Raw genomic sequence first — 22,354 nt, 5'->3', positions numbered from 1 at the left:
GGGGCTTGGGCGATTTACTTACGCGCCACAATCACCGCCCGCATCGGTGCCGGCAGTCCTTCGATGGTCTTGCTGTGGTCTGCAGGATCAAGGAAGTCGCTCAGTGATTGATACTTCATCCATTCAGTGCTGCGCTGTTCCTCGACGGTCGTCAGGCTCACGTCCACGCAACGCACATCGCTGAACCCGGCGCGGCGCAGCCAGCGCTCCAGGGCCGGGACCGACGGCAGGAACCAGACGTTGCGCATCTGCGCGTAGCGATCCTCGGGCACCAGCACCTGATGCTCATCGCCCTCGATCACCAAGGTTTCCAGTACCAGTTCGCCGCCCTTGACCAGGCAATCCTTCAAGGCGAGCAAATGCTCGATCGGCGAGCGGCGGTGGTAGAACACACCCATGGAAAATACCGTGTCGAAGCCTTCCAGCTCCGGCGGCAGGGCTTCGAACGGGAACGGCAGGTGCCAGGCGTTGGGCTGCGACAGATAGCGCTGCACCGCCTGGAACTGACAGAAAAACAGCCAGTTGGGATCGACACCGATCACCGTGTCCGCCCCGGCACCGAGCATGCGCCACATGTAGTAGCCATTGCCGCAGCCCACATCGAGGATGCGCTTGCCCTGGAGGTCGAGGTGCGGCGCCACGCGCGACCACTTCCAGTCCGAGCGCCATTCGGTGTCGACGTGCACACCAAACAGATCGAACGGTCCTTTGCGCCAAGGCGAAAGACCCATCAGCGCGGAACGCATCTGGACGCGGGTTTCGGCGGAACAATCGGCATCCAGCGTCAGCCCGTTCAGCAGGTCTACGGTGGTGGGCTGCAAGACCGGTAGCGCATCGAGGGCGCTTTGCCAACGCTCCAGGTCGCCGTGGCCCTTTTCCATCTTGATGTCGAGCTGCGTTTGCAGCGTCGTGGCCCAATCGGCCAGGGGCGTGCCGGCCAGATGGCGGGCGAGGGGAGACAGATCAATCATGGCAGGGCAATCAACGAGGCGAAGTTAAGGCACTGGAACCACGGCACGACTTTCGAGAACCCGGCTTGCAGCAGGCGTTCGCGGTGTTCTTCGAGGCTGTCGGGCTTCATGACGTTTTCGATGGCGCTGCGTTTCTGGGCGATTTCCAGTTCGCTGTAGCCGTTGGCGCGCTTGAACGCCACGTGCAGGTCGGTCAGCAGTGCGTGCTCTTCGGCATCGTTGAAGCGCAGCTTTTCGGAAAGGATCAGCGCGCCGCCGGGCAGCAACGCCTGATGGATGCGACTCAGCAGGGCGGTGCGCTGGTCTGGCGCGATGAATTGCAGGGTGAAATTCAACGCCACCACCGAAGCCGGCTGGAACGCCAGGGCCAGGATGTCGCCCTCGATCACCTCCACGGGCAGCAGCTCCTGGAACATCGAGTCCTGGCCATTGAGGTATTCGCGGCAGCGCTCGACCATGGCCGAGGAATTATCCACCGCAATCACCCGGCAGCCGTCGGTGCGTACGTGACGGCGCAATGCCTGGGTGACGGCTCCGAGGGATGAGCCCAGGTCATAGAGAACGCTGTTGGGCTGGGCGAATTGCGCCGCGAGCACACCGAGGTTCTCGACGATGGTCGGGTAGCCTGGCACCGAACGCTTGATCATGTCCGGGAACACTCGCACCACGTCTTCATTGAAGGCGAAGTCGGGCACCTGGGCCAAGGGTTGGGCGAATAGGCGATCGGGCTCTTTGCTCACGGCGGTTCCAGCGGCTGGGGCGGTTAAAAGGCCGGCATTTTAACCAGAAAAACGCTGTTTTAGTGCGGCTTTTGGGGAAACGCTGACGCGGTGATTCCCCACTGGCCCAGCCAGTAACTGATGATGATCAGATAAGGCGCGGCATGGAACGGCGCCACGAACCGGTTGATGCCGATCAGGCTGTCGGAAAAGACAAACCCCAGCGCTCCGGCTGCCGCGAGCAGGGCCGAGCGTTTCGGCACCTCGGTCCCCAAGCGCGCCAGGGCTCTCCAGAGCATTGCGCTGATTACCAGGCCATAGACGATCACTGGCACCAGCAACGGTCCGAGGCCATTCGAGACCAGTATTCCCAGTAGCAAGGCGCCGATGAACAAGGCAGCGGCCAACGGCACCAGCGCCGGGCGGCGGCAGTCACTGAGATAAGCTTTCAGGTAGGCCAAGTGCGCCAGTAAAAACGCGCCAAGCCCGAACACAAACAAGTCGCCCGGCCAAGCCAGCAACACATCGCCCCCTAACGAAAAAATCAGCCCGAGACTGATCCAGCGTCGATATTCGCCTGGCGGCGCGTCGTGCAGCCAGCCGAGCAGGGCCAGTACCGGCATCGGCTTGACCAGTAGGCACAGCAACGTGGCATGCACGCTCAGGCCGTACATAAAGGTGGCCGCACCCATCAGTGCGAGGACCAGCCAGCCCACAGTCAATTCACCGAAATGGCGCAGTCAAACGTTTCCACGGGTGGCACTTCCGGTGCCCAAGGCTGTTGATACGTCAGGCGCAAGCGCCCGGTACCGCCTGCAAAGGCCTGGAAGCGCCAGGTCGAGACCCCGGCGGCCCCGACCACGCCAGCGTCCTCGGGGTTGCGATAGACCTCGGGGCCAAGGCCTTTGAGGACGCCACCGGCCGAGTCCTGGATACTCCAGCGATAGCCCGTGGTGGGGTTGCTCGGCAGGCTCAGGATCAGATTCTGGCCGCTTTTGAGCTGCACTGGGCATTGGCTCTGTTTTTCCACCGTCACGATGTGTTTCGGCTGTGTGGCGCAGGCGCTCAGCAGGGCGAGGCTGACGGGGACAAGCAGGCGAGTGAGGGACATAAGGGCAACGGCTCCGGCGTTTACGACGAACGGCGAGCATAACCGAAGATGCTACTGGGTGTGTCAGGAGGAACAGGTTGTTTGTAAGGGCCCCACCGCGAGCAAGCTCGCGAATGGCGCCTATACAGTCTTTAGATCATGCTCAGAACAACACCTTCGCCACATCCGCAAAGCGCTTGGCAAAGTGCACCGTGACGCCTTCCTTCAGATAGTCCGGCAATTCCTCGAAGTTGCCCCGGTTGGCTTCCGGCAGGATCAGTTCATTGATCTTCTGCCGGCGCGCGGCGATGACTTTCTCGCGTACACCGCCAATCGGCAGTACATGCCCGGTCAAGGTCAGTTCGCCCGTCATGGCCACGCCTTTCTTCGGTGGCTGGTTGCGTGCAAGGGACAGCAGGGCACTGGCCATGGTCACGCCGGCGCTCGGGCCATCCTTGGGCGTGGCGCCTTCCGGTACGTGCAGGTGGACAAAGGCTTCGTCGAAGAACTTCGGATCGCCGCCGAATTGCTTCAGGTGTGAACTGACGTAGCTGTGGGCGATTTCCGCCGACTCCTTCATCACCTCGCCCAGTTGCCCGGTGACTTTGAAGCCCCGATTGAGCGTGTGGATCCGCGTCGCTTCGATCGGCAGGGTCGCGCCGCCCATGCTGGTCCAGGCCAGGCCGGTAATCACCCCGACGCCGGACAGGACCTGTTCGTTGCGGAACACAGGTTTGCCCAGGGAGGCCTCGAGATCTTTGGGCCCAAGCTTGATCACCGCTTTTGGCTCCTCGATCAGTTTCATTACTGCCTTGCGCACCAGTTTGCCCAGTTGTTTTTCCAACTGGCGCACCCCGGCTTCACGGGCATAGCCGTCGATCAGGGCCTTGAGGGCGTTGTCGTTGATGCTCAGGCTGCCCTTGGAGACGCCGGCCTTGGCCAGTTGCTTGGGCCACAAATGGCGCTTGGCAATGGCGACTTTTTCTTCGGTGATGTAGCCCGACAGGCGAATCACTTCCATACGGTCCAGCAGCGGGCCGGGGATCGAGTCGAGGGTGTTGGCGGTGCACACGAAGAGCACCTTCGACAGGTCCAGGCGCATGTCCAGGTAATGGTCGAGGAATTCGACGTTCTGCTCAGGGTCGAGGGTTTCCAGCAGCGCGGAGGCCGGGTCGCCCTGGTAGCTCTGTCCCATCTTGTCGATTTCGTCGAGCATGATCACCGGGTTCATCACTTCGACGTCCTTGAGCGCCTGCACCAGCTTGCCCGGCTGGGCGCCGATGTAGGTGCGCCGATGCCCCTTGATCTCGGCTTCGTCGCGCATGCCGCCGACGCTGAAACGGTAGAACGGCCGTCCAAGGGATTCGGCGATGGACTTGCCGACGCTGGTCTTGCCCACGCCGGGCGGGCCCACCAGCAAGACGATCGAGCCGCTGATCTCGCCCTTGTAGGCGCCCACGGCGAGGAATTCCAGGATGCGGTCCTTGATGTCGTCCAGGCCAGCGTGGTGCTGGTCGAGAATCTTGCGTGCATGCTTGAGGTCGAGCTTGTCCTGGCCGTAAACGCCCCACGGCACTGACGTTGCCCAATCCAGGTAGTTGCGCGTGACGGCATATTCCGGTGAGCCGGTTTCCAGGATCGAGAGCTTATTCATCTCCTCTTCGATGCGCTTCTGGGCCTGGGCCGGCAGCACCTTGCCCTCCAGGCGTTGCTCGAACTGCTCCAGGTCGGCGCTGCGGTCGTCCTTCGTCAGCCCCAGCTCCTGCTGGATGACCTTGAGTTGTTCCTTGAGGAAGAACTGGCGCTGATGTTCGCCGATCTTGCTGTTGACCTCGGCGGAAATCTCCTTCTGCAACCGCGCAACCTCGACTTCCTTGCGCAGCATCGGCAGGACTTTCTCCATGCGCTTGAGCATCGGCACGCAATCGAGCACTTCCTGCAGCTCGCTGCCGGTGGCGGAGGTGAGGGCGGCGGCAAAATCGGTCAGCGGCGATGGGTCATTGGGGCTGAAACGGTTGAGGTAGTTCTTCAGCTCTTCGCTGTACAGCGGATTGAGCGGCAGCAGTTCCTTGATCGCATTGATCAACGCCATGCCATAGGCCTTGACCTCGTCGGTCGGCTCGCTTGGCTGGTGCGGATACTCGACTTCCACCAGGTACGGCGGGCGATGGTGCTTGAGCCAGGTGCGGATGCGTACGCGGGTGAGGCCCTGGGCGACGAACTGCAATTTGCCGGCTTCCCGGCTGGCGTGGTGCACCTTCACCAGCGTGCCGTAGAGCGGCAGCTTCGAGGTGTCGAAATGACGTGGGTCTTCCTGGGGCGAGTCCATGAAGAACAGCGCCAGGGAATGATGTTCGGACTTGGCCACCAATTCCAGGGTTTCGGCCCACGGTTCTTCGTTGACGATGACCGGCAGCACCTGGGCCGGGAAGAACGGACGGTTGTGGATTGGAATGATATAGACCTTGTCCGGCAGGCTCTGGCCAGGCAGGGCCAGGCCGGTGCCGGAGGAAGTATGTTCGATATGCTCGGATTCAGCGTATTCGTTCGTCGCTTCAGTAGAGTGCTGGTCGCTCATGGGGCACCTGCGCAATGGAGTATGGATCTTAGATGGGGCAGGTGGGGGGTGGTTTCAATGGGGGGAATTGTCAGCTGTTATTTCACTGCCTCCCGTTCAGGTCGGCGACAGGTTGGCGTGGCGAGGGAGCTAGGTCCCTCGCCACGGAGACTTCAGGAAATCCGGTTCAAGTCGTTATGACGCGTTTCCTTCAGGCATAGCACCGCGATTACGCTCAGCACTGCGGCAGCGGAGACGTAGCCGCCGACGTAGCTCAGGCCGCCCATCGCCACCAACTTCTGAGCGAAGAACGGCGCTGCGGAGGCGCCGACGATGCCGCCCAGGTTGTACGCCGCCGAGGCACCGGTGTAGCGCACATGCGTAGGGAACAGCTCCGGCAGCAGCGCGCCCATGGGGGCAAAGGTCACGCCCATCAGAAACAGCTCGATGCACAGGAACAGCGCCACGCTTCCCGTCGACCCTTGGGTCAGCAGGGGTTCCATGAGAAAACCCGAGGCCACCGCCAGCAGGCCGCCACCGATGAGCACCGGCTTGCGGCCAAACCGGTCGCTCGCCCAGGCCGACAGCGGCGTGGCGGCGGCCATGAACAGCACCGCGAAGCACAGCAGGCCGAGGAAGGTCTCGCGGCTGTAGCCCAGGCTCGCGACGCCATAGCTCAGGGAAAACACCGTGGAGATATAGAACAGGGCGTAGCACACCACCATCGCGGCTGCGCCAAGCAGTGTCGGCGCCCAGTACTGGCTGAACAGCTCGACCAAAGGGATTTTCACCCGTTCCTGGCGGGCCATGGCGCTGGCGAAAACCGGCGTCTCGTGGAGCTTGAGGCGTACGTAGAGGCCGACGATCACCAACACGGCGCTGAGCAGGAACGGAATTCGCCAGCCCCAGGAGCGGAACTGCTCATCATCCAGGGTCATGGCCAAGGTCAGGAACAACCCGTTCGCCGCCAGGAAGCCGATGGAAGGACCCAGTTGGGGAAACATGCCGAACCAGGCGCGCTTGCCTTTGGGCGCGTTTTCGGTGGCCAGCAAGGCGGCGCCACCCCATTCTCCGCCGAGCCCCAGGCCTTGGCCGAAACGCAGCAGGCACAGCAGGATGGGAGCCCAGGCGCCAATGCTGGCGTAGCCGGGCAGCACACCGATGAGCGTGGTGCACACGCCCATCAACAGCAGCGAGGCCACGAGTGTCGACTTGCGCCCGATCCGGTCGCCGAAATGGCCGAACAGCGCCGAGCCCAGTGGGCGGGCGAGAAACGCGATGCCGAAGGTCAGGAAGGACGACAGCATCTGTGCCGTGCCGGAGGTCTGCGGGAAGAATACCGGGCCGATCACCAGCGCGGCGGCGGTGGCGTAGACGTAGAAGTCATAGAATTCGATGGCGGTGCCGATGAAGCTCGCGGTCGCCACTCGGGTGGCGGAGTTGGTTGGCTCGACAGGCACGGCGTCGTTGCAGGTAGTGGTTGTCATGCGGTTATCCCTGACAGTCATGTGCTCCGTTGGAGCGAATTATTATGGTCGACCCCCCAGGGATGTGGGGTGGGCGCTGTCGCTGTTTCGGGTAGGAACAGTCGCAGGGCTGAAGCGGATATGGCCGGTGAACGGCCCGGAACCGTCTTGGTGCAGGGTAGGCACCGGGTTCGGGCAAGGCTGGGTAAGCGGATTGAGTATAAGAAGGAGGCTAACGAATCAACAAGTGAGCCCGCACACAATATCAGGGCTGGCGATGAGCTTTTTGTGGCGAGGGGATTTACCTTGAGCTGCTGGGATTCAGGAAAAAGTCGGCACCGTACTGTTATGCCACACCAACACCTGGCTGACGCGGTTATCAACGGTTTCGATGATTTCCAGCCGGTAGCGGCCAATCTTCAGGCACACCGGGCTTTCCGGGATGGTTTCCAGTGCTTCGGTCACCAGGCCATTGAGGGTCTTGGGCCCGTCGCAAGGCAAATGCCAGCCGAGTGTCTTGTTCAGCTCGCGGATCGATGCCGCGCCATCGATCATCAAGCGCCCGTCGGGCTGGGGATGGACGTGGGGGTTGTCGAGGCTGTGCTCGCTTTCGAACTCGCCGACGATTTCCTCGAGGATGTCCTCCAGGGTCACGATACCCAACACTTCACCATATTCATCTACCACCATGCCCAGGCGCCGCTGTTGCTTGTGAAAGTTGAGCAGCTGCAACTGCAGCGGGGTGCTTTCGGGGACGAAGTAAGGTTCGTGGCAGGCAGCCAGCAGTGCTTCCTTGGTCAGGCTCGCATCTGCCAGCAGATGACGAACCTGACGGGTATTGAGCACCGCTTCGACCTGGTTGATATCGCTGTGGAACACCGGTAGGCGGGTACGCCGATTCAGGCGCAACTGGTCGATGATGTCGCCGATGGGGTCGTCGAGGTTGATTCCATCCACCTCGCTGCGAGGCACGAGGATGTCGTTGACGGTGATGTTGTCCAGCGCATGGATGCCGGAGACCGGATGGACCCGACCGCTGCCCTGTTCCTGCTCATGCTCGGTGCGCGGCGCCGCGGGCATTTCATCGTCGCTTTGCTGGACCGCGCCGGGCTTGTGGGCAAAGGGGCGCAGCAGCAATTGGCTAAGGCCATCGAGCAGCCAGGCCGCCGGATAAAGGATTTTCAATGGCACGCCAAGCAAACTGTTGCCCAGGCCCAGCACTGCATCGGGATAACGGGTGGCAAGGGTGCGCGGCAGGTAGTCGGCGAACACCAGCAGGGCTGCACTGGTGCCAAGCCAAGCCAGCCAGGGGCCGTTTTCCAGCCAGGTGAAAATTGCCAGCCATGTGCCGATGACCACGGCGAGGGCGCGACAGAGGGTGTTGCAGAGGATCAGGCTGGCCAACGGGAAATTCAGCTTCGCCAATGGCTTGTCGCCGGCGCGCGAGGCCCTGCGTTGGGCGAGCAGATGTTGCTGGGCGGCTTCGATGGCCGTGAACAGGGCTGACCAGAGGATCAGCACGACCATCACCGCAAACAATGGCCCCAGGGGCAGCCTATCCATCAGCGTCGTCCGTCAGACATGCAGGATGTATTCGCGGACCAGCTTGCTGCCGAAGTAGGCCAGCATCAGCAGGCAGAAGCCTGCCAGGGTCCAGCGGATGGCTTTGTGGCCACGCCAGCCGAGGCGGTTGCGGCCCCACAGCAGCACGCTGAACACGACCCATGCCAGGCACGCCAGCAGGGTCTTGTGCACCAGATGCTGGGCGAACAGGTTCTCGACGAACAGCCAGCCGGAGATCAGCGACAATGACAGAAGGGTCCAGCCCGCCCAGAGGAAACCGAACAGCAGGCTTTCCATGGTCTGCAGGGGCGGGAAGTTGCGGATCAGCCCGGACGGGTGCTTGTGCTTGAGCTGGTGATCCTGCACCAGCAGGAGCAGCGCCTGGAACACCGCGATGGTGAACAGGCCGTAGGCGAGGATCGACAGCAGGATATGAGCAAGGATGCCCGGCTCCTCGTCGATGATCTGCACGGTGCCCGAGGGCGCGAACTGCGCCAGCAACACTGTGGCCAGCCCCAGCGGGAACAGCAGCACCAGCAGGTTTTCCACCGGGATGCGCGAGCAGGCCAGCAGCGTCAGGGCGATCACGGCCACGGCGATCAGGCTGGCGGCGTTGAAGAAATCCAGGCCCAGGCCGATCGGCGTCATCAAGTGGGTGAACAGGCTGACCGCATGGCCGAGCACCGCCAGCACGCCGAGCGTGACCAGCAGGCGCTTGTTCGCCTTGGCGCCGGAGGCCAGGCGGGTGCCCTGATAGAAGGTCGCAGCGGCATAAAGACAAGCGGCGGCGAGGGTAGCAAGCAAGCTGGGTGACAAGGGGAGCATAAATCCTGTTAGGCAGGCCCGAAAGGCGCTGAGTTTGGCATAGAACCCCTACCGCACGAAAGACCGCCGCAACTGACAGCGAGGTGTACGTCGCACGCTTCTTCGCTATAATCCGCGACCTGCCCACGCCGCAGGCTCGCCGAGCACATATTTCACGGTCTGGGCCGCCATTATCCCGGTCTCATCTGGGCCTGAAAGGATCGCGCATGTTTGAAAACCTAACCGACCGTCTCTCACAGACGCTGCGCCATGTCACCGGCAAGGCGAAACTGACCGAGGACAACATCAAAGACACCTTGCGCGAAGTGCGCATGGCGTTGCTCGAAGCCGACGTCGCCCTGCCGGTGGTCAAGGACTTCGTCAATTCGGTGAAGGAACGCGCCGTCGGCACCGAAGTGTCGCGCAGCCTGACGCCGGGCCAGGCGTTCGTGAAGATCGTCCAGGCCGAGCTCGAAAGCCTGATGGGCGCCGCTAACGAAGACCTCAATCTCAGCGCCGTACCGCCAGCGGTAGTGCTGATGGCCGGCCTGCAGGGCGCGGGCAAGACCACGACAGCCGGCAAGCTGGCGCGCTTCCTTAAAGAGCGCAAGAAGAAGTCGGTGATGGTGGTGTCGGCGGACATCTACCGTCCGGCGGCGATCAAGCAGTTGGAAACCCTGGCCAACGACATCGGCGTGACGTTTTTCCCGTCCGACCTGAGCCAGAAGCCGGTGGACATCGCCCAGGCGGCTATTAAAGAAGCAAAGCTGAAATTCATCGACGTGGTCATCGTCGATACCGCCGGTCGCCTGCACATCGATGAAGAGATGATGGGTGAGATCAAGGCGTTGCATGCCGCGATCAACCCGGTGGAAACCCTTTTCGTCGTCGATGCCATGACCGGCCAGGACGCGGCCAACACCGCCAAGGCGTTTGGTGATGCGCTGCCGCTGACCGGCGTGATCCTGACCAAGGTCGACGGCGACGCCCGTGGCGGTGCCGCGTTGTCGGTCCGCGCCATCACTGGCAAGCCGATCAAGTTCATCGGCATGGGCGAGAAGAGCGAAGCGCTCGAGCCGTTCCACCCCGAGCGTATCGCCTCGCGTATCCTTGGCATGGGCGACGTGCTCAGCCTGATCGAGCAGGCCGAGCAGACCCTAGACAAGGACAAGGCCGACAAACTGGCCAAGAAGCTGAAGAAGGGCAAGGGCTTCGACCTTGAAGACTTCCGCGACCAGCTGCAACAAATGAAGAACATGGGCGGCCTCGGCGGCCTCATGGACAAACTGCCGAACATCGGCGGCGTGAACCTGGCGCAAATGGGCAACGCCCAGGGCGCGGCTGAAAAGCAGTTCAAGCAGATGGAAGCCATCATCAACTCCATGACCCCGGCCGAGCGCCGCGACCCTGAGCTGATAAGCGGTTCGCGCAAGCGCCGTATCGCCATGGGTTCCGGCACCCAGGTGCAGGACATCGGTCGCTTGATCAAGCAGCACAAGCAGATGCAGAAGATGATGAAGAAATTCTCCGCCAAGGGCGGGATGGCCAAGATGATGCGCGGCATGGGCGGTATGTTGCCCGGCGGCGGCATGCCGAAAATGTAAAGAATCTGCGCCGGCTGTCATGTCGGCGTTGCCCCGCACGGAAGCGGGGATCTCCAGCAAACCCGCACTGCGCGGGAGCTGACCTGCCGTTTTTCATGACGGCTCTATGGCAGATCTTGATCGCACGGCGCCAGGCGCCGGAAAAAGTCATTTGCAAAAGTCCGGATATTCCTTAGAATATGCGGCCTTTCGGGCACCTATGCCCGCTGTGCATTTAGATTTGCAGCACCGACTACAGGAACGATGTTCACATGCTAACAATCCGTCTTGCCCTTGGCGGCTCCAAAAAGCGCCCGTTTTACCACCTGACCGTAACCGACAGCCGCAACCCGCGCGACGGTTCCCACAAGGAACAGGTTGGTTTCTTCAACCCTGTTGCCCGTGGTCAGGAAGTTCGTCTGTCCGTGAACCAAGAGCGCGTAGCCTACTGGCTGAGCGTTGGTGCACAACCTTCTGAGCGCGTTGCTCAGTTGTTGAAGGAATCGGCTAAGGCCGCGGCCTGAGCAGTATGAACGCGACGCCAAATGATGCCGGTGATTTGATCGTTGTCGGCAAGATCTATTCTGTACATGGCGTTCGCGGCGAAGTGAAGGTGTATTCCTTTACTGATCCGATCAAGAACCTGTTGGACTACAAAACCTGGACGCTCAAGCGCGAAGGTAGCGTGAAACAGGTGGAGCTGGTCAGCGGACGCGGGAACGATAAGTTCCTGGTCGCGAAGCTCAAGGGTCTCGATGATCGTGAAGAAGCGCGTCTTCTGGCCGGTTATGAGATCTGCGTGCCGCGCAACCTGTTCCCTGAACTGACCGACGGCGAGTACTACTGGTACCAGCTGGTGGGTCTGAAGGTCATCGACCACCTCGGGCAATTGCTCGGGAAAATCGATCACCTGCTCGAGACCGGTTCGAACGATGTCATGGTGGTCAAGCCTTGCGTCGGCAGCCTGGATGATCGCGAGCGCCTGTTGCCCTATACCGAGCAATGCGTGTTGGCCGTCGACCTTGAAGCTGGCGAGATGAAGGTGGAATGGGATGCGGATTTCTAAACGTGGCTAACTTGCGCGTTGAAGTGATCACGCTGTTTCCCGAGATGTTTTCCGCCATCAGCGAATACGGCATAACCAGCCGCGCGGTGAAACAGGAGCTGTTGCAGCTCACCTGTTGGAATCCGCGGGACTACACCACGGATCGGCATCACACTGTGGACGATCGCCCGTTTGGCGGTGGTCCGGGCATGGTGATGAAGATCAAGCCCCTGGAAGATGCACTGGTTCAGGCCAGGGCGGCAGCCGGGGAGGGTGCGAAGGTGATCTACCTGTCGCCCCAAGGCCGCCAGCTGACTCAGTCGGCGGTACGCGAGCTGGCGAATTCGGATGCATTGATCCTGATTGCCGGCCGCTATGAAGGCATTGACGAGCGTTTCATTGAAGCTCATGTCGATGAAGAGTGGTCGATTGGCGACTATGTACTGTCTGGCGGCGAGCTGCCGGCGATGGTCCTGATCGACGCGGTTACACGACTGCTGCCTGGAGCTTTAGGGCATGCGGATTCCGCCGAGGAAGATTCCTTTACGGATGGTCTGCTGGATTGCCCGCACTACACCCGACCGGAGGTGTATGCGGATCAGCGTGTTCCCGACGTGTTGCTAAGTGGCAACCACGCGCACATCCGGCGTTGGCGTTTACAGCAGTCCCTTGGTCGGACCTATGAACGACGCGCCGATCTTCTGGAAAGCCGCTCGCTTTCTGGAGAAGAGAAGAAGCTGCTCGAGGAATACATCCGCGAGCGGGACGATAGTTAACAACGTATCGATGGTAAGTCCGTTGACTTGCCTTAGGAGCACAGCATGACTAACAAAATCATCCTTGCACTCGAAGCAGAGCAGATGACCAAAGAGATCCCTACCTTTGCCCCAGGCGACACCATTGTCGTCCAGGTGAAAGTGAAGGAAGGCGACCGTTCGCGTCTGCAAGCGTTCGAAGGCGTTGTTATCGCCAAGCGTAACCGCGGCGTAAACAGTGCATTCACCGTTCGTAAAATCTCCAACGGTGTTGGCGTAGAGCGTACTTTCCAGACCTACAGCCCGCAAATCGACAGCATGGCTGTCAAGCGTCGCGGTGACGTGCGTAAAGCCAAGCTGTACTACCTGCGTGACCTGTCGGGTAAAGCAGCTCGCATCAAGGAAAAACTGGCTTAAGTCCAGCTTCCGATGCAAAAAAAAGCAGCCTGCGGGCTGCTTTTTTGTTGCCTGCGATTTGTGCTTTGAGCACTCTTCTCTCGTCATTTTCAAGCAATGCAGCCTTCGCTAGCTCATGAGTCTTTATGCCAGCCATCGATCATCCGCTGATAGACCAGTTCCTCGACGCCCTGTGGCTGGAGAAGGGGCTCTCCGATAATACCCGTGGCGCCTATCGCAGCGATTTGGCCCTGTTCAACGGCTGGTTACAGGAACAGAACCTGGAGTTGGCCAATGCCGGCCGGGAGCTGATCCTCGATCATCTGGCGTGGCGCCTGGAACAGAACTACAAACCGCGCTCCACCGCACGATTTCTTTCCGGTCTGCGTGGGTTCTATCGCTATTTACTGCGGGAAAAGGTAATCGCGGTAGACCCGACCTTGCGCGTGGAAATGCCGCAGCTGGGCCGTCCGCTGCCAAAATCCTTGTCGGAAGCGGATGTGGAGGCGCTGCTGGCGGCCCCCGACCTCAGCGATCCCATCGGCCAGCGCGACCGGGCCATGCTCGAAGTGTTGTACGCCTGTGGTTTGCGGGTAACTGAACTGATCAGTTTGACGCTGGAGCAAGTGAACCTGCGCCAGGGCGTGCTGCGGGTGATGGGCAAGGGCAGCAAGGAGCGATTGGTGCCGATGGGCGAGGAAGCGATCGTCTGGGTCGAGCGCTACATGCGTGATGCCCGCCATGACCTGCTGGGCGGGCGTCCCAGTGATGTACTGTTTCCGAGCCTGCGCGGCGAGCAAATGACCCGCCAGACTTTCTGGCACCGTATCAAGCACCAGGCCAAGGTGGCCGGGATCAATAAATCTCTGTCCCCGCACACCTTGCGGCATGCCTTCGCCACGCACTTGCTCAATCACGGCGCCGACTTGCGGGTGGTGCAGATGCTGCTGGGTCATAGCGACCTGTCCACCACTCAGATCTACACCCATGTGGCTCGGGCACGGTTGCAAGACTTACATGCCAAGCATCACCCGCGGGGCTGAAATTACAGGGTGATTATCGGACTACCTGGATTGACGAAGGATGAGGTCAACAATCTGCCTTATTGTCGTAATGGAGTCCCAATCTTTTTGTGAGGAGCCCAGTTCAAATTGCCATTCCACCTGCATGACGAAGCAAGCTAGATCATCATCGATAATCTCGAAGTCATGAATGAAATCGGTTTGCTCCGTCACCTGGTCAGGGTCGATAAAGCCGACTATTTCGACGAATAGCTGAATAACTTTCTCGGTAAGGGCTGCCCGGTTACTTTCCATTTTTTGCCTCATAGGCGCACAGGCCGATACTGACCAAGTCGAAGACAGCCAGGCCGGCTGCGACAAATGGAATGCCGCGACCAATAACAGAGTCTCCTTATCTATCCGGTATCGAAGGGATGCTATGCCAGCTCGACAGCAGGAATCTTCAAGGAATACTCAATTAGATAATTCCTACGTTATAAGAGGAATCGACCTACAGCGTGCTGCAGGGCTCCACATTCAGAAGAGCATCTACCAATGCCTTGTATCACCGGCATTCGGCCACGCGGGCCTTATGTGGTAGGCTTCTACGGTTTGCACAGTGGGCGGCTTGAACCCGAATCCATGCGTCGGTGTTCCCCGCCTATTTGTTCGCCTCAGGAGTCCCCATGCGTTTGATCCAGATGTTCACCGCCGCCGCCATTGCGTTGGCCAGTACCTTTGCCATCGCCGACGACGCGGCTGACCAGGCTATCCGCAAGAGCCTGGCCAACCTCGAGCTTGAAGTGCCGATCGAAACCATTTCTGCCAGCCCCATGTCCGGGCTCTATGAAGTCAAGCTCAAGGGCAGCCGCGTGCTGTATGCCAGCGCTGACGGTCAGTACATCGTCCAGGGCAACCTGTTCGCACTCAAGGATGGCAAGCCGGTCAACCTCACCGAGATCACCGAGCGCCAGGGCATCTCCAAATTGATCAACGGCATCCCGGTCGCTGAAACCGTGGTTTACCCGGCGATCGGCGAAACCAAGTCGCACATCACTGTGTTCACCGACACCACCTGTCCTTACTGCCACAAGCTGCACGCGGAAGTGCCGGAGCTGAACAAGCGCGGCATCGAAGTGCGTTATGTGGCGTTCCCGCGCCAGGGCCTGGGCTCGCCGGGCGATGAACAGTTGCAGGCGGTGTGGTGCTCCAAGGACAAGAAAGCGGCCATGGACAAGATGGTCGACGGCAAGGAAATCAAGGCCGCCAAGTGCGAGAACCCGGTTTCCAAGCAGTTCGCCCTCGGCCAGTCCATCGGCGTCAACGGCACGCCGGCCATCGTTTTGGCCGACGGCCAGGTGATTCCGGGCTATCAGCCGGCGCCGCAAGTCGCCAAACTGGCCCTGGACGCAAAATGACCTGCGTCGATCCGCTTTTGAAGATCACGGCTCGGCGAAAGCGTTCGCCGGGCCGTTAAACACAAAGTCGCGTTGCTGCGCGGCTGTATTTCACGGCCGACCTTGCGTCGGCCGTTTCATGGGGAGTCAAGAGTGAATCCGGTCAAAGTAGGCATCTGTGGGTTAGGTACCGTCGGTGGCGGCACCTTCAACGTACTTCAGCGCAACGCCGAGGAAATTGCTCGTCGTGCCGGGCGTGGGATCGAAGTGGCACAAATTGCCATGCGCACGCCAAAGCCTCAGTTCCAGACGACCGGTATTGCGATTACCAACGATGTCTTCGAAGTGGCCACGAACCCTGAGATCGACATCGTGATAGAGCTGATGGGCGGCTATACCGTTGCCCGAGAGCTGGTACTCAAGGCCATCGAGAATGGCAAGCATGTGGTCACCGCGAACAAGGCGCTTATTGCCGTTCACGGTAATGAGATTTTCGCCAAGGCGCGCGAGAAGGGCGTGATCGTGGCGTTCGAAGCCGCCGTGGCGGGTGGCATCCCAGTGATCAAGGCGATTCGCGAAGGCCTGTCGGCCAACCGTATCAACTGGGTTGCGGGGATCATCAACGGCACCGGTAACTTCATCCTCACCGAGATGCGCGAAAAAGGGCGCACCTTCGAGGATGTACTCACCGAAGCCCAGGCCCTGGGTTATGCCGAGGCCGATCCGACCTTCGACGTGGAGGGCATCGATGCGGCGCACAAACTGACGATCCTGGCGTCCATTGCGTTCGGCATTCCATTGCAGTTCGACAAGGCCTACACCGAAGGCATCACCAAGCTGACCACCGCGGACGTGAACTACGCCGAAGCCCTGGGCTATCGCATCAAGCACCTGGGCGTGGCGCGCAGCACCGCCAGCGGCATCGAATTGCGCGTGCACCCGACGCTGATCCCGGCCGACCGCCTGATCGCCAACGTCAACGGTGTGATGAACGCGGTCATGGTCAATGGCGACGCCTCCGGCTCGACGCTGTTCTACGGCGCCGGCGCTGGCATGGAGCCGACCGCATCGTCGGTCATCGCCGACTTGGTGGACGTGGTTCGCGCCATGACCTCCGACCCGGAAAACCGAGTGCCACACCTGGCCTTCCAGCCGGATTCGTTGTCGGCCCATCCGATTCTTCCGATCGACGCGTGCGAAAGTGCCTACTACCTGCGTATCCAGGCCAAGGACCATCCCGGTGTGCTGGCCCAGGTGGCGAGCATTCTTTCGGAGCGTGGCATCAACATCGAGTCGATCATGCAGAAGGAAGTCGAGGAACACGATGGCCTGGTGCCGATGATCCTGCTGACCCACCGCGTGGTCGAGCAGCGCATCAACGATGCGATCGCCGCGTTGGAAGCGCTCCAGGGGGTTGTTGGCCCAGTGGTCCGTATCCGCGTCGAACACTTGAACTGAAGCAGTTGTGAGCGGCAAGCTGCAAGCTCCAAGTAAAGGCAGATCCGCTTTTACTTGCAGCTCGTAGCTTACCGCCTACAGCTCAAACCGAAGGTTTGTCCCTATGCGCTATATCAGTACCCGCGGCCAGGCACCGGCCCTGAATTTCGAAGATGTCCTGCTGGCCGGCCTGGCCACGGATGGCGGCCTCTACGTGCCGGAAAACCTGCCGCGCTTCACCCAGGAAGAAATCGCCTCCTGGGCAGGCCTGCCGTACCACGAGCTGGCATTCCGAGTGATGCGCCCATTCGTCACCGGCAGCATCCCGGACGCTGATTTCAAGAAGATCCTGGAAGAGACCTATGGCGTCTTTTCCCACAATGCCATCGCACCGCTGCGTCAGCTCAACGGTAACGAATGGGTCATGGAGCTGTTCCACGGCCCGACCCTGGCGTTCAAGGACTTCGCCCTGCAACTGCTCGGCCGCCTGCTGGACTACGTGTTGCAAAAGCGTGGCGAGCGCGTGGTGATCGTCGGTGCAACGTCCGGTGACACCGGTTCGGCCGCCATCGAAGGCTGCAAGCATTGCGAGAACGTCGACATTTTCATCCTGCACCCGCACAACCGTGTCTCGGAAGTGCAGCGTCGGCAGATGACGACGATTTTCGGCGATAACATCCACAACATCGCCATCGAAGGCAACTTCGATGATTGCCAGGAAATGGTCAAGGCCAGCTTCGCCGACCAGAGCTTCCTCAAGGGCACGCGACTGGTGGCCGTGAATTCGATCAACTGGGCACGGATCATGGCCCAGATCGTCTACTACTTCCACGCGGCCCTGCAGTTGGGGGGGCCGGCCCGTTCGGTGGCGTTCTCGGTGCCGACCGGCAACTTCGGCGATATCTTCGCCGGTTACCTGGCTCGCAACATGGGGCTGCCGATCAATCAATTGATCGTCGCCACCAACCGCAATGACATCCTGCACCGCTTCATGAGTGGCAACCAGTACGTCAAGGAGACCCTGCACGCCACGCTGTCGCCGTCGATGGATATCATGGTGTCGTCGAACTTCGAGCGCCTGCTGTTCGACCTGCACGGTCGCAACGGCGCGGCGATTGCGGGCCTGATGGACAGCTTCCGCCAGGGCGGTGGTTTCAGCGTCGAAGCCGAGCGCTGGACAGAAGCCCGTAAACTGTTCGATTCCCTGGCGGTGGATGACGCGCAGACCTGCGAAACCATCGCCGAGGTGTTCGAACAGAGCGGTGAGTTGCTCGACCCGCACACTGCCATCGGTGTGAAGGCCGCGCGCGAGTGCCGCCGTAGCCTGGATATCCCGATGGTCATCCTGGGCACCGCTCATCCGGTCAAGTTTCCGGAAGCCGTGGAGAAAGCTGGCGTAGGAAAAGCGCTTGAGCTGCCTACACATCTTTCGGATTTGTTTGAGCGAAACGAGCGTTGCACAGTGTTGCCCAACGACTTGAAAGCCGTGCAGGCCTTTGTCAGTCAGCATGGCAACCGCGGCAAGCCTCTCTGACGCCCCGCAGTTGTCACATTTTGAAGCCCGTCTCCTGACGGGCTTTCTTGTTTCTGCATGCCAAACTGGCCGGGTTTCCGCCCTTGGAGGGACGGGCGGGTAGTCTCGAAGGAAATGCAGATGTTGTTCTTTATCCGATGCAAGCCAGCGATGAGCTGGATGATGGGCCTGATGCTGTTGTGTTGGGTGCAGTGGGGCGGCGCGGCCCAGTTGGCGGCTTCTGGCAAGCCACCGTTCGAAACTGGCGGACAGCTTGCGCTCGATGCCCAGGAACTTGAATGGATCAGGGAGAACCCTCGTGTCGTCGTTGCCTCGATGCAATTCCCGCTGTACCTGTTCAAAAATGAACACGGGCAGTGGAGCGGGCTGAACGACGATATTCTCCGGCGTATCGGCCGCATGACCGGACTTGAATTCGTTCACCGGGAATCGTTCTCTCCGGATCAGTTGATCGCCATGTTGGAAAATGGCGAGGCGGACATGACGACCACGCTGGCAATGAACGACGAGCGCAGGGAGTTCTTGAACTTCAGCCATGCATTCGGCGGATCTGGCTGGGTTTTCGTCGGACGTGGTTCAGAGCCCGTGCTTCGTTCCCTGAAGCAACTCGAAGGCAAGGTCTTGGTGTTGCCGGCGCGGCATGCGCTGGAGACGGAGATCCGGCGCAACTATCCGGCCATCGAGTTGCGCACGGTCAAGACGTACGGTGAGGCGAGGGCGCTGGTGGAAAGTCGCGAAGCCCACGCCACCATTGAAAATGAAACCGGTGCGCACCTGTACCCTGCGGGGCAATTGCAGGTAGGAAGCAACCTCGAGGGCAAGTGGGAACCCGACTATCTGGCTGTGCGCCAAGAGCTGCGGCCATTGGTGAGTATTCTGAACAAGGCCCTGGAAGCGTTTCCCGTCGAGGACATGCGTGCGCTGCGCTCCAAATGGCTGACAGGCATTGCCCCTCATCAGGCCTCGTCTTCCTGGCTGCACGTACCCCAATGGGGGCATTGGTGCGTGGTCGTGTTCGGGCTGTTCTGCCTGATATCCCTGCTGTGGCACCGCCGCATGCAGGTCCAGATCGACCAGCGCCTCAGGGTCGAGGCAGTCCTCAACGATCAACTGAAGTTCCAGCGGGCCTTGATGGATGCGATTCCCGATCCGATCTTCATTCGCGACCTCGAGGGACGCCTGATCATGTGCAACAAAAGCTACGAGGATCATTTCGAGACTCGCTTCGAGAAGCTGCGGGGCACGCGCCTGACTGACTCTGCTGGGTTTCCGGCGGCAACCGCCGAATTGTTGCATGGGGAATTGATGGAGCAGTTGCAAACCCGTCAACCACGTTTCGTCGACCGCCAACTGATGTTCAGCGGTGGATTACGGGATATCTATCACTGGTCAGTGCCGTTTTATGGTGCCGATGGCCAGCTGCGCGGTCTGCTGGGGGGCTGGATCGATGTCAGGCGCCGATGGAATCGCAATCGGTTGCTGGCTTGATCAACCGCGTCAGGGACTGTTGCCTGCCTGTCATATTCGGCGCGCATGCTCGGTTGAACAGGCCGCGAAGGTGTCGGTTCGTTGCGCTGGCAGAACTTTCAGCCAGGGCCCACGGTCACTTATTGTGCAGTTGTTTTTTCGGACTATTGAAGGGTGATCGAATGGAAAGTATCAGCCTGTTGCTGAATGAAGCCTTGAGCCCGTATCAGGTCACGCTCACTCCCTCCGGTGCCAAGGGCGAATGCCTGGTGACACTGAAGAATCCCGCGGGGGCCATCATGGTTGAACGGGTGTTCAACCAGGCCCAACTGGCCGACAAGCGCCAGCTGACCGACGTGGTCGATGGGCTGCACCGCGATGTACTGATCGCCGAGGGGCGCCTGGAGCCTTGTGTGATCGCGGCTTTGCGTAATCTGGCACGTGACAAGGTCATGGCTGCCCCGAATTGAGCGGCGTTCTGAGGGAACCTTCCTACATCTTAGTGAGTCAGAACTCTTACCAACAAGAGCAAGCATTGTGCTCCGGTGCTTGTCGCTTGTTGCACGGACCTTGAATGGTCACGTTTAACCCCGAGTTGTCTCCCCACTTCTCGGGGTTTCTTTTTGCCTGGGATTTGTGGTCCCGGGCATTGCGCGGGACGTATCAAATGGCGCCATCGGTGCGCAGCCTGGAAATTTGCTGTGGATCATAGCCAAGCTCGCCGAGTACCTGATCCGTGTGTTCACCCAGCGTCGGCCCGACCCATTCGGCTGTGCCCGGCGTGTCCGACAGTTTCGGCACGATGCCAGGCATCTTGAACGCCTTGCCGTCCGGCAGCTTGGCCTGCAAGAACATTTCCCGGGCGAGAAACTGCGGGTCGCTGAACATGTCTTCGGCGCTGAAGATCCGGCTGGCCGGCACTCCGGCCTGGTTCAGCTGTTCGATGACAGCGTCCAGTGGCAGTGAATTGACCCAGCGATCGATCACGCCGTAGAGCTCGTCGCGGCGATTGTCGCGCCCATCATTGCTGGCCAGCTGCGGGTCGTTGGCCAGGTCGTCGCGCCCGATGATTTGCATGAAGCGCTTGAAGATTGCGTCGCCATTGGCTCCGATCTGCACGTGCTTGCCGTCGGCGCTGGTATGGATGGACGACGGCGTGATGCCGGGCATGATGTTGCCGGTGCGCTCGCGGATGAAGCCGAACACATCGAATTCCGGCACCATGCTCTCCATCATGGCGAATATCGCTTCATACAGCGCCACGTCCACCACTTGTCCAGTCCCGCCGTTCACCTCGCGATGACGCAAGGCCATCAGCGCGCCGATGACGCCCCAGAGCGCGGCAATGGAGTCGCCGATGGAAATTCCCGTGCGCACCGGCGGACGGTCCTCGAAACCCGTGATGTAGCGCAGGCCGCCCATGGATTCGCCGACGGCGCCAAATCCGGGCTGATCCTTCATCGGCCCGGTCTGGCCGAACCCGGAAAGCCGCACCATGACCAGTTTCGGATTCAGTGCGTGCAACACGTCCCATCCCAGGCCGAGCTTCTCCAGCACGCCAGGACGAAAATTCTCGATCAGGATGTCCGCTTCGCCGATCAACTGCTTGAGGATTGCCAAGCCTTCAGGGTGCTTGAGGTTCAGGGTCAGGGACTTTTTGTTGCGTGCCTGGACGAACCACCACAAAGATGTACCTTCATAGAGTTTGCGCCATTTGCGCAGCGGATCGCCGCCGTCGGGCGATTCGACCTTGATCACCTCGGCTCCGAATTCACCGCAGATCCTCGAAGCGAAAGGGCCGGCGATCAGGGTGCCGAGTTCAATGACCTTGACGCCGGCAAGGGGTTTGGCAGTGAGCGACATGACGAATCCTGTAGGACAAAGGCAGAACCAATAGAGCGTTTTATCATAGGCCAACGCCGTTCGCCGCAGGTTGATGGTCGGCAATTCGTGGATTGGCCGTCTCATCGGTTAGACTTGCCGCCTTTCCTCGTATCAAGAAGCCCGTCCATGGCCCAGCCGTCCACGACCTACAAATTTGAACTGAACCTCACCGACCTCGACCGCAATGTGTATGAGAACGTGAAGCAGACCATCGCCCGCCATCCTTCGGAAACCGAGGAGCGCATGACGGTGCGCCTGCTGGCCTACGCGTTCTGGTACAACGAGCTGCTGTCGTTCGGTCGTGGTCTGTCAGACGTCGATGAACCCGCCCTGTGGGAAAAGAGCCTGGACGACCGCGTCTTGCACTGGATCGAAGTGGGTCAACCGGATGCCGAGCGCCTGACGTGGTGTTCGCGCCGCACCGAGCGCACCAGCCTGCTGGCGTATGGCAGCTTGCGAGTCTGGGAAGGCAAGGTGATACCTGCTGTGAAGAATCTGAAGAACGTGAATATTGCCGCCGTGCCTCAGGAGGTTCTCGAAACCCTGGCCCAGGATATGCCCCGCGTCATCAAGTGGGACGTGATGATCAGCGAGGGGACCCTCTTCGTGACCGACGACCGTGGCCAACATGAAGTCCAGTTGCAGTGGTTGCTCGGCGAGCGTGGCTGATGGGCCATGTTGCATA

General features: G+C 60.4%; 22 protein-coding genes. 12 read left to right on the top strand and 10 right to left on the bottom strand.

Annotated elements, in window-relative coordinates; translation table 11 throughout:
• Positions 1-14: 14 nt before the first annotated feature.
• The 8 genes from cmoB to VQ575_RS21450 all read right to left on the bottom strand — a co-directional run bounded on the left by cmoB (position 15) and on the right by VQ575_RS21450 (position 9,191).
• Complete coding sequence (cmoB, locus tag VQ575_RS21485; RefSeq protein WP_039592081.1) at positions 15-971, bottom strand: tRNA 5-methoxyuridine(34)/uridine 5-oxyacetic acid(34) synthase CmoB; 957 nt, start codon at positions 969-971, stop codon at positions 15-17.
• Positions 968-1,711, bottom strand: a complete 744-nt coding sequence (gene cmoA, locus VQ575_RS21480) for a carboxy-S-adenosyl-L-methionine synthase CmoA (RefSeq protein ID WP_039592080.1) — start codon at positions 1,709-1,711, stop codon at positions 968-970. Before cmoA ends, cmoB begins: the two co-directional genes overlap by 4 nt.
• Positions 1,712-1,770: 59 nt before the next feature.
• Entirely contained in the window at positions 1,771-2,406 is a 636-nt protein-coding gene (locus VQ575_RS21475) for a lysoplasmalogenase (protein WP_039592078.1), read from the bottom strand.
• A gap of 2 nt (positions 2,407-2,408) precedes the next feature.
• Positions 2,409-2,801: a protease inhibitor I42 family protein gene (locus tag VQ575_RS21470; RefSeq protein ID WP_039592077.1), complete on the bottom strand. Its 393-nt coding sequence runs from the start codon at positions 2,799-2,801 to the stop codon at positions 2,409-2,411.
• Positions 2,802-2,943: 142 nt separating this feature from the next.
• Positions 2,944-5,358, bottom strand: a complete 2,415-nt coding sequence (lon, locus tag VQ575_RS21465; RefSeq protein ID WP_039592074.1) for an endopeptidase La — start codon at positions 5,356-5,358, stop codon at positions 2,944-2,946.
• A 152-nt stretch (positions 5,359-5,510) separates the two neighbouring features.
• Positions 5,511-6,824, bottom strand: a complete 1,314-nt coding sequence (locus VQ575_RS21460; protein WP_045155147.1) for an MFS transporter — start codon at positions 6,822-6,824, stop codon at positions 5,511-5,513.
• 300 nt (positions 6,825-7,124) lie between these two features.
• On the bottom strand, positions 7,125-8,366 hold the full coding sequence (locus tag VQ575_RS21455) for a CNNM domain-containing protein (RefSeq protein WP_039592069.1): 1,242 nt from the start codon (positions 8,364-8,366) through the stop codon (positions 7,125-7,127).
• A 12-nt stretch (positions 8,367-8,378) separates the two neighbouring features.
• Positions 8,379-9,191: a cytochrome C assembly family protein gene (locus VQ575_RS21450; protein ID WP_039592067.1), complete on the bottom strand. Its 813-nt coding sequence runs from the start codon at positions 9,189-9,191 to the stop codon at positions 8,379-8,381.
• 206 nt (positions 9,192-9,397) lie between these two features.
• Between VQ575_RS21450 and ffh the strand changes: the two genes are divergently transcribed.
• The 6 genes from ffh to xerD all read left to right on the top strand — a co-directional run bounded on the left by ffh (position 9,398) and on the right by xerD (position 13,992).
• The gene (gene ffh / locus VQ575_RS21445) at positions 9,398-10,774 is read left to right on the top strand and encodes a signal recognition particle protein (RefSeq protein ID WP_003198085.1); all 1,377 of its coding nucleotides are present in this window, start codon (positions 9,398-9,400) and stop codon (positions 10,772-10,774) included.
• A 251-nt stretch (positions 10,775-11,025) separates the two neighbouring features.
• Positions 11,026-11,277: a 30S ribosomal protein S16 gene (gene rpsP / locus VQ575_RS21440; protein WP_003198088.1), complete on the top strand. Its 252-nt coding sequence runs from the start codon at positions 11,026-11,028 to the stop codon at positions 11,275-11,277.
• Positions 11,278-11,282: 5 nt separating this feature from the next.
• Positions 11,283-11,819, top strand: a complete 537-nt coding sequence (gene rimM, locus VQ575_RS21435) for a ribosome maturation factor RimM (protein ID WP_039592064.1) — start codon at positions 11,283-11,285, stop codon at positions 11,817-11,819.
• A complete protein-coding gene (gene trmD / locus VQ575_RS21430; protein WP_181289115.1) occupies positions 11,801-12,574 on the top strand; it encodes a tRNA (guanosine(37)-N1)-methyltransferase TrmD in 774 nt (257 codons plus the stop codon). The genes rimM and trmD overlap by 19 nt, the downstream gene beginning before the upstream one ends.
• Before the next feature lie 45 nt (positions 12,575-12,619).
• A complete protein-coding gene (gene rplS, locus VQ575_RS21425) occupies positions 12,620-12,970 on the top strand; it encodes a 50S ribosomal protein L19 (protein WP_003175895.1) in 351 nt (116 codons plus the stop codon).
• Positions 12,971-13,095: 125 nt separating this feature from the next.
• Positions 13,096-13,992 carry a site-specific tyrosine recombinase XerD gene (gene xerD, locus VQ575_RS21420; protein ID WP_039592057.1) on the top strand — a complete coding sequence of 299 codons (897 nt, stop codon included), beginning with the start codon at positions 13,096-13,098 and terminating at the stop codon, positions 13,990-13,992.
• 21 nt (positions 13,993-14,013) lie between these two features.
• On the opposite strand, the gene VQ575_RS21415 is transcribed toward xerD, so the two are convergent.
• Complete coding sequence (locus VQ575_RS21415) at positions 14,014-14,277, bottom strand: acyl carrier protein (RefSeq protein ID WP_411829985.1); 264 nt, start codon at positions 14,275-14,277, stop codon at positions 14,014-14,016.
• 359 nt (positions 14,278-14,636) lie between these two features.
• Here VQ575_RS21415 and VQ575_RS21410 point away from each other — a divergent pair, with 359 nt between their 5' ends.
• The 5 genes from VQ575_RS21410 (at position 14,637) to VQ575_RS21390 (ending at position 20,255) form a co-directional block, all read left to right on the top strand.
• A complete protein-coding gene (locus tag VQ575_RS21410) occupies positions 14,637-15,368 on the top strand; it encodes a DsbC family protein (RefSeq protein ID WP_039592056.1) in 732 nt (243 codons plus the stop codon).
• A gap of 132 nt (positions 15,369-15,500) precedes the next feature.
• The gene (locus tag VQ575_RS21405) at positions 15,501-16,805 is read left to right on the top strand and encodes a homoserine dehydrogenase (protein ID WP_030139555.1); all 1,305 of its coding nucleotides are present in this window, start codon (positions 15,501-15,503) and stop codon (positions 16,803-16,805) included.
• 103 nt (positions 16,806-16,908) lie between these two features.
• Positions 16,909-18,318 carry a threonine synthase gene (thrC, locus tag VQ575_RS21400; RefSeq protein ID WP_039592055.1) on the top strand — a complete coding sequence of 470 codons (1,410 nt, stop codon included), beginning with the start codon at positions 16,909-16,911 and terminating at the stop codon, positions 18,316-18,318.
• Positions 18,319-18,438: 120 nt separating this feature from the next.
• Positions 18,439-19,806, top strand: a complete 1,368-nt coding sequence (locus VQ575_RS21395; protein ID WP_039592054.1) for a transporter substrate-binding domain-containing protein — start codon at positions 18,439-18,441, stop codon at positions 19,804-19,806.
• 161 nt (positions 19,807-19,967) lie between these two features.
• Complete coding sequence (locus VQ575_RS21390) at positions 19,968-20,255, top strand: DUF3509 domain-containing protein (RefSeq protein ID WP_039592053.1); 288 nt, start codon at positions 19,968-19,970, stop codon at positions 20,253-20,255.
• Positions 20,256-20,448: 193 nt separating this feature from the next.
• Here the strand turns inward: VQ575_RS21390 and VQ575_RS21385 are convergent, their stop codons facing one another.
• Positions 20,449-21,648, bottom strand: coding sequence for a CaiB/BaiF CoA transferase family protein (locus VQ575_RS21385; RefSeq protein WP_325918377.1), 1,200 nt, complete (start codon positions 21,646-21,648; stop codon positions 20,449-20,451).
• A gap of 147 nt (positions 21,649-21,795) precedes the next feature.
• On the opposite strand from VQ575_RS21385, the gene VQ575_RS21380 reads away from it, so the two are divergent.
• Positions 21,796-22,338: a YaeQ family protein gene (locus tag VQ575_RS21380; protein ID WP_039592050.1), complete on the top strand. Its 543-nt coding sequence runs from the start codon at positions 21,796-21,798 to the stop codon at positions 22,336-22,338.
• The last annotated feature ends 16 nt before the right edge of the window (positions 22,339-22,354 follow it).

Origin of the sequence: Pseudomonas frederiksbergensis, assembly GCF_035751725.1 — a bacterium.
GTDB classification, from domain to species: Bacteria; Pseudomonadota; Gammaproteobacteria; order Pseudomonadales; family Pseudomonadaceae; genus Aquipseudomonas; species Aquipseudomonas frederiksbergensis_A.
This window is presented reverse-complemented; position numbering and strand designations above follow the sequence as displayed.

Bases quoted from the DNA above. Each gene is read 5' to 3' on its own strand.
- cmoB (WP_039592081.1), bottom strand. From the start codon at position 971: ATGATTGATCTGTCTCCCCTCGCCCGCCATCTGGCCGGCACGCCCCTG.
- VQ575_RS21470 (WP_039592077.1), bottom strand. From the start codon at position 2,801: ATGTCCCTCACTCGCCTGCTTGTCCCCGTCAGCCTCGCCCTGCTGAGC.
- lon (WP_039592074.1), bottom strand. From the start codon at position 5,358: ATGAGCGACCAGCACTCTACTGAAGCGACGAACGAATACGCTGAATCC.
- VQ575_RS21460 (WP_045155147.1), bottom strand. From the start codon at position 6,824: ATGACAACCACTACCTGCAACGACGCCGTGCCTGTCGAGCCAACCAAC.
- VQ575_RS21455 (WP_039592069.1), bottom strand. From the start codon at position 8,366: ATGGATAGGCTGCCCCTGGGGCCATTGTTTGCGGTGATGGTCGTGCTG.
- VQ575_RS21450 (WP_039592067.1), bottom strand. From the start codon at position 9,191: ATGCTCCCCTTGTCACCCAGCTTGCTTGCTACCCTCGCCGCCGCTTGT.
- ffh (WP_003198085.1), top strand. From the start codon at position 9,398: ATGTTTGAAAACCTAACCGACCGTCTCTCACAGACGCTGCGCCATGTC.
- rpsP (WP_003198088.1), top strand. From the start codon at position 11,026: ATGCTAACAATCCGTCTTGCCCTTGGCGGCTCCAAAAAGCGCCCGTTT.
- rimM (WP_039592064.1), top strand. From the start codon at position 11,283: ATGAACGCGACGCCAAATGATGCCGGTGATTTGATCGTTGTCGGCAAG.
- trmD (WP_181289115.1), top strand. From the start codon at position 11,801: ATGGGATGCGGATTTCTAAACGTGGCTAACTTGCGCGTTGAAGTGATC.
- rplS (WP_003175895.1), top strand. From the start codon at position 12,620: ATGACTAACAAAATCATCCTTGCACTCGAAGCAGAGCAGATGACCAAA.
- xerD (WP_039592057.1), top strand. From the start codon at position 13,096: ATGCCAGCCATCGATCATCCGCTGATAGACCAGTTCCTCGACGCCCTG.
- VQ575_RS21415 (WP_411829985.1), bottom strand. From the start codon at position 14,277: ATGAGGCAAAAAATGGAAAGTAACCGGGCAGCCCTTACCGAGAAAGTT.
- VQ575_RS21410 (WP_039592056.1), top strand. From the start codon at position 14,637: ATGCGTTTGATCCAGATGTTCACCGCCGCCGCCATTGCGTTGGCCAGT.
- thrC (WP_039592055.1), top strand. From the start codon at position 16,909: ATGCGCTATATCAGTACCCGCGGCCAGGCACCGGCCCTGAATTTCGAA.
- VQ575_RS21395 (WP_039592054.1), top strand. From the start codon at position 18,439: ATGTTGTTCTTTATCCGATGCAAGCCAGCGATGAGCTGGATGATGGGC.
- VQ575_RS21390 (WP_039592053.1), top strand. From the start codon at position 19,968: ATGGAAAGTATCAGCCTGTTGCTGAATGAAGCCTTGAGCCCGTATCAG.
- VQ575_RS21385 (WP_325918377.1), bottom strand. From the start codon at position 21,648: ATGTCGCTCACTGCCAAACCCCTTGCCGGCGTCAAGGTCATTGAACTC.
- VQ575_RS21380 (WP_039592050.1), top strand. From the start codon at position 21,796: ATGGCCCAGCCGTCCACGACCTACAAATTTGAACTGAACCTCACCGAC.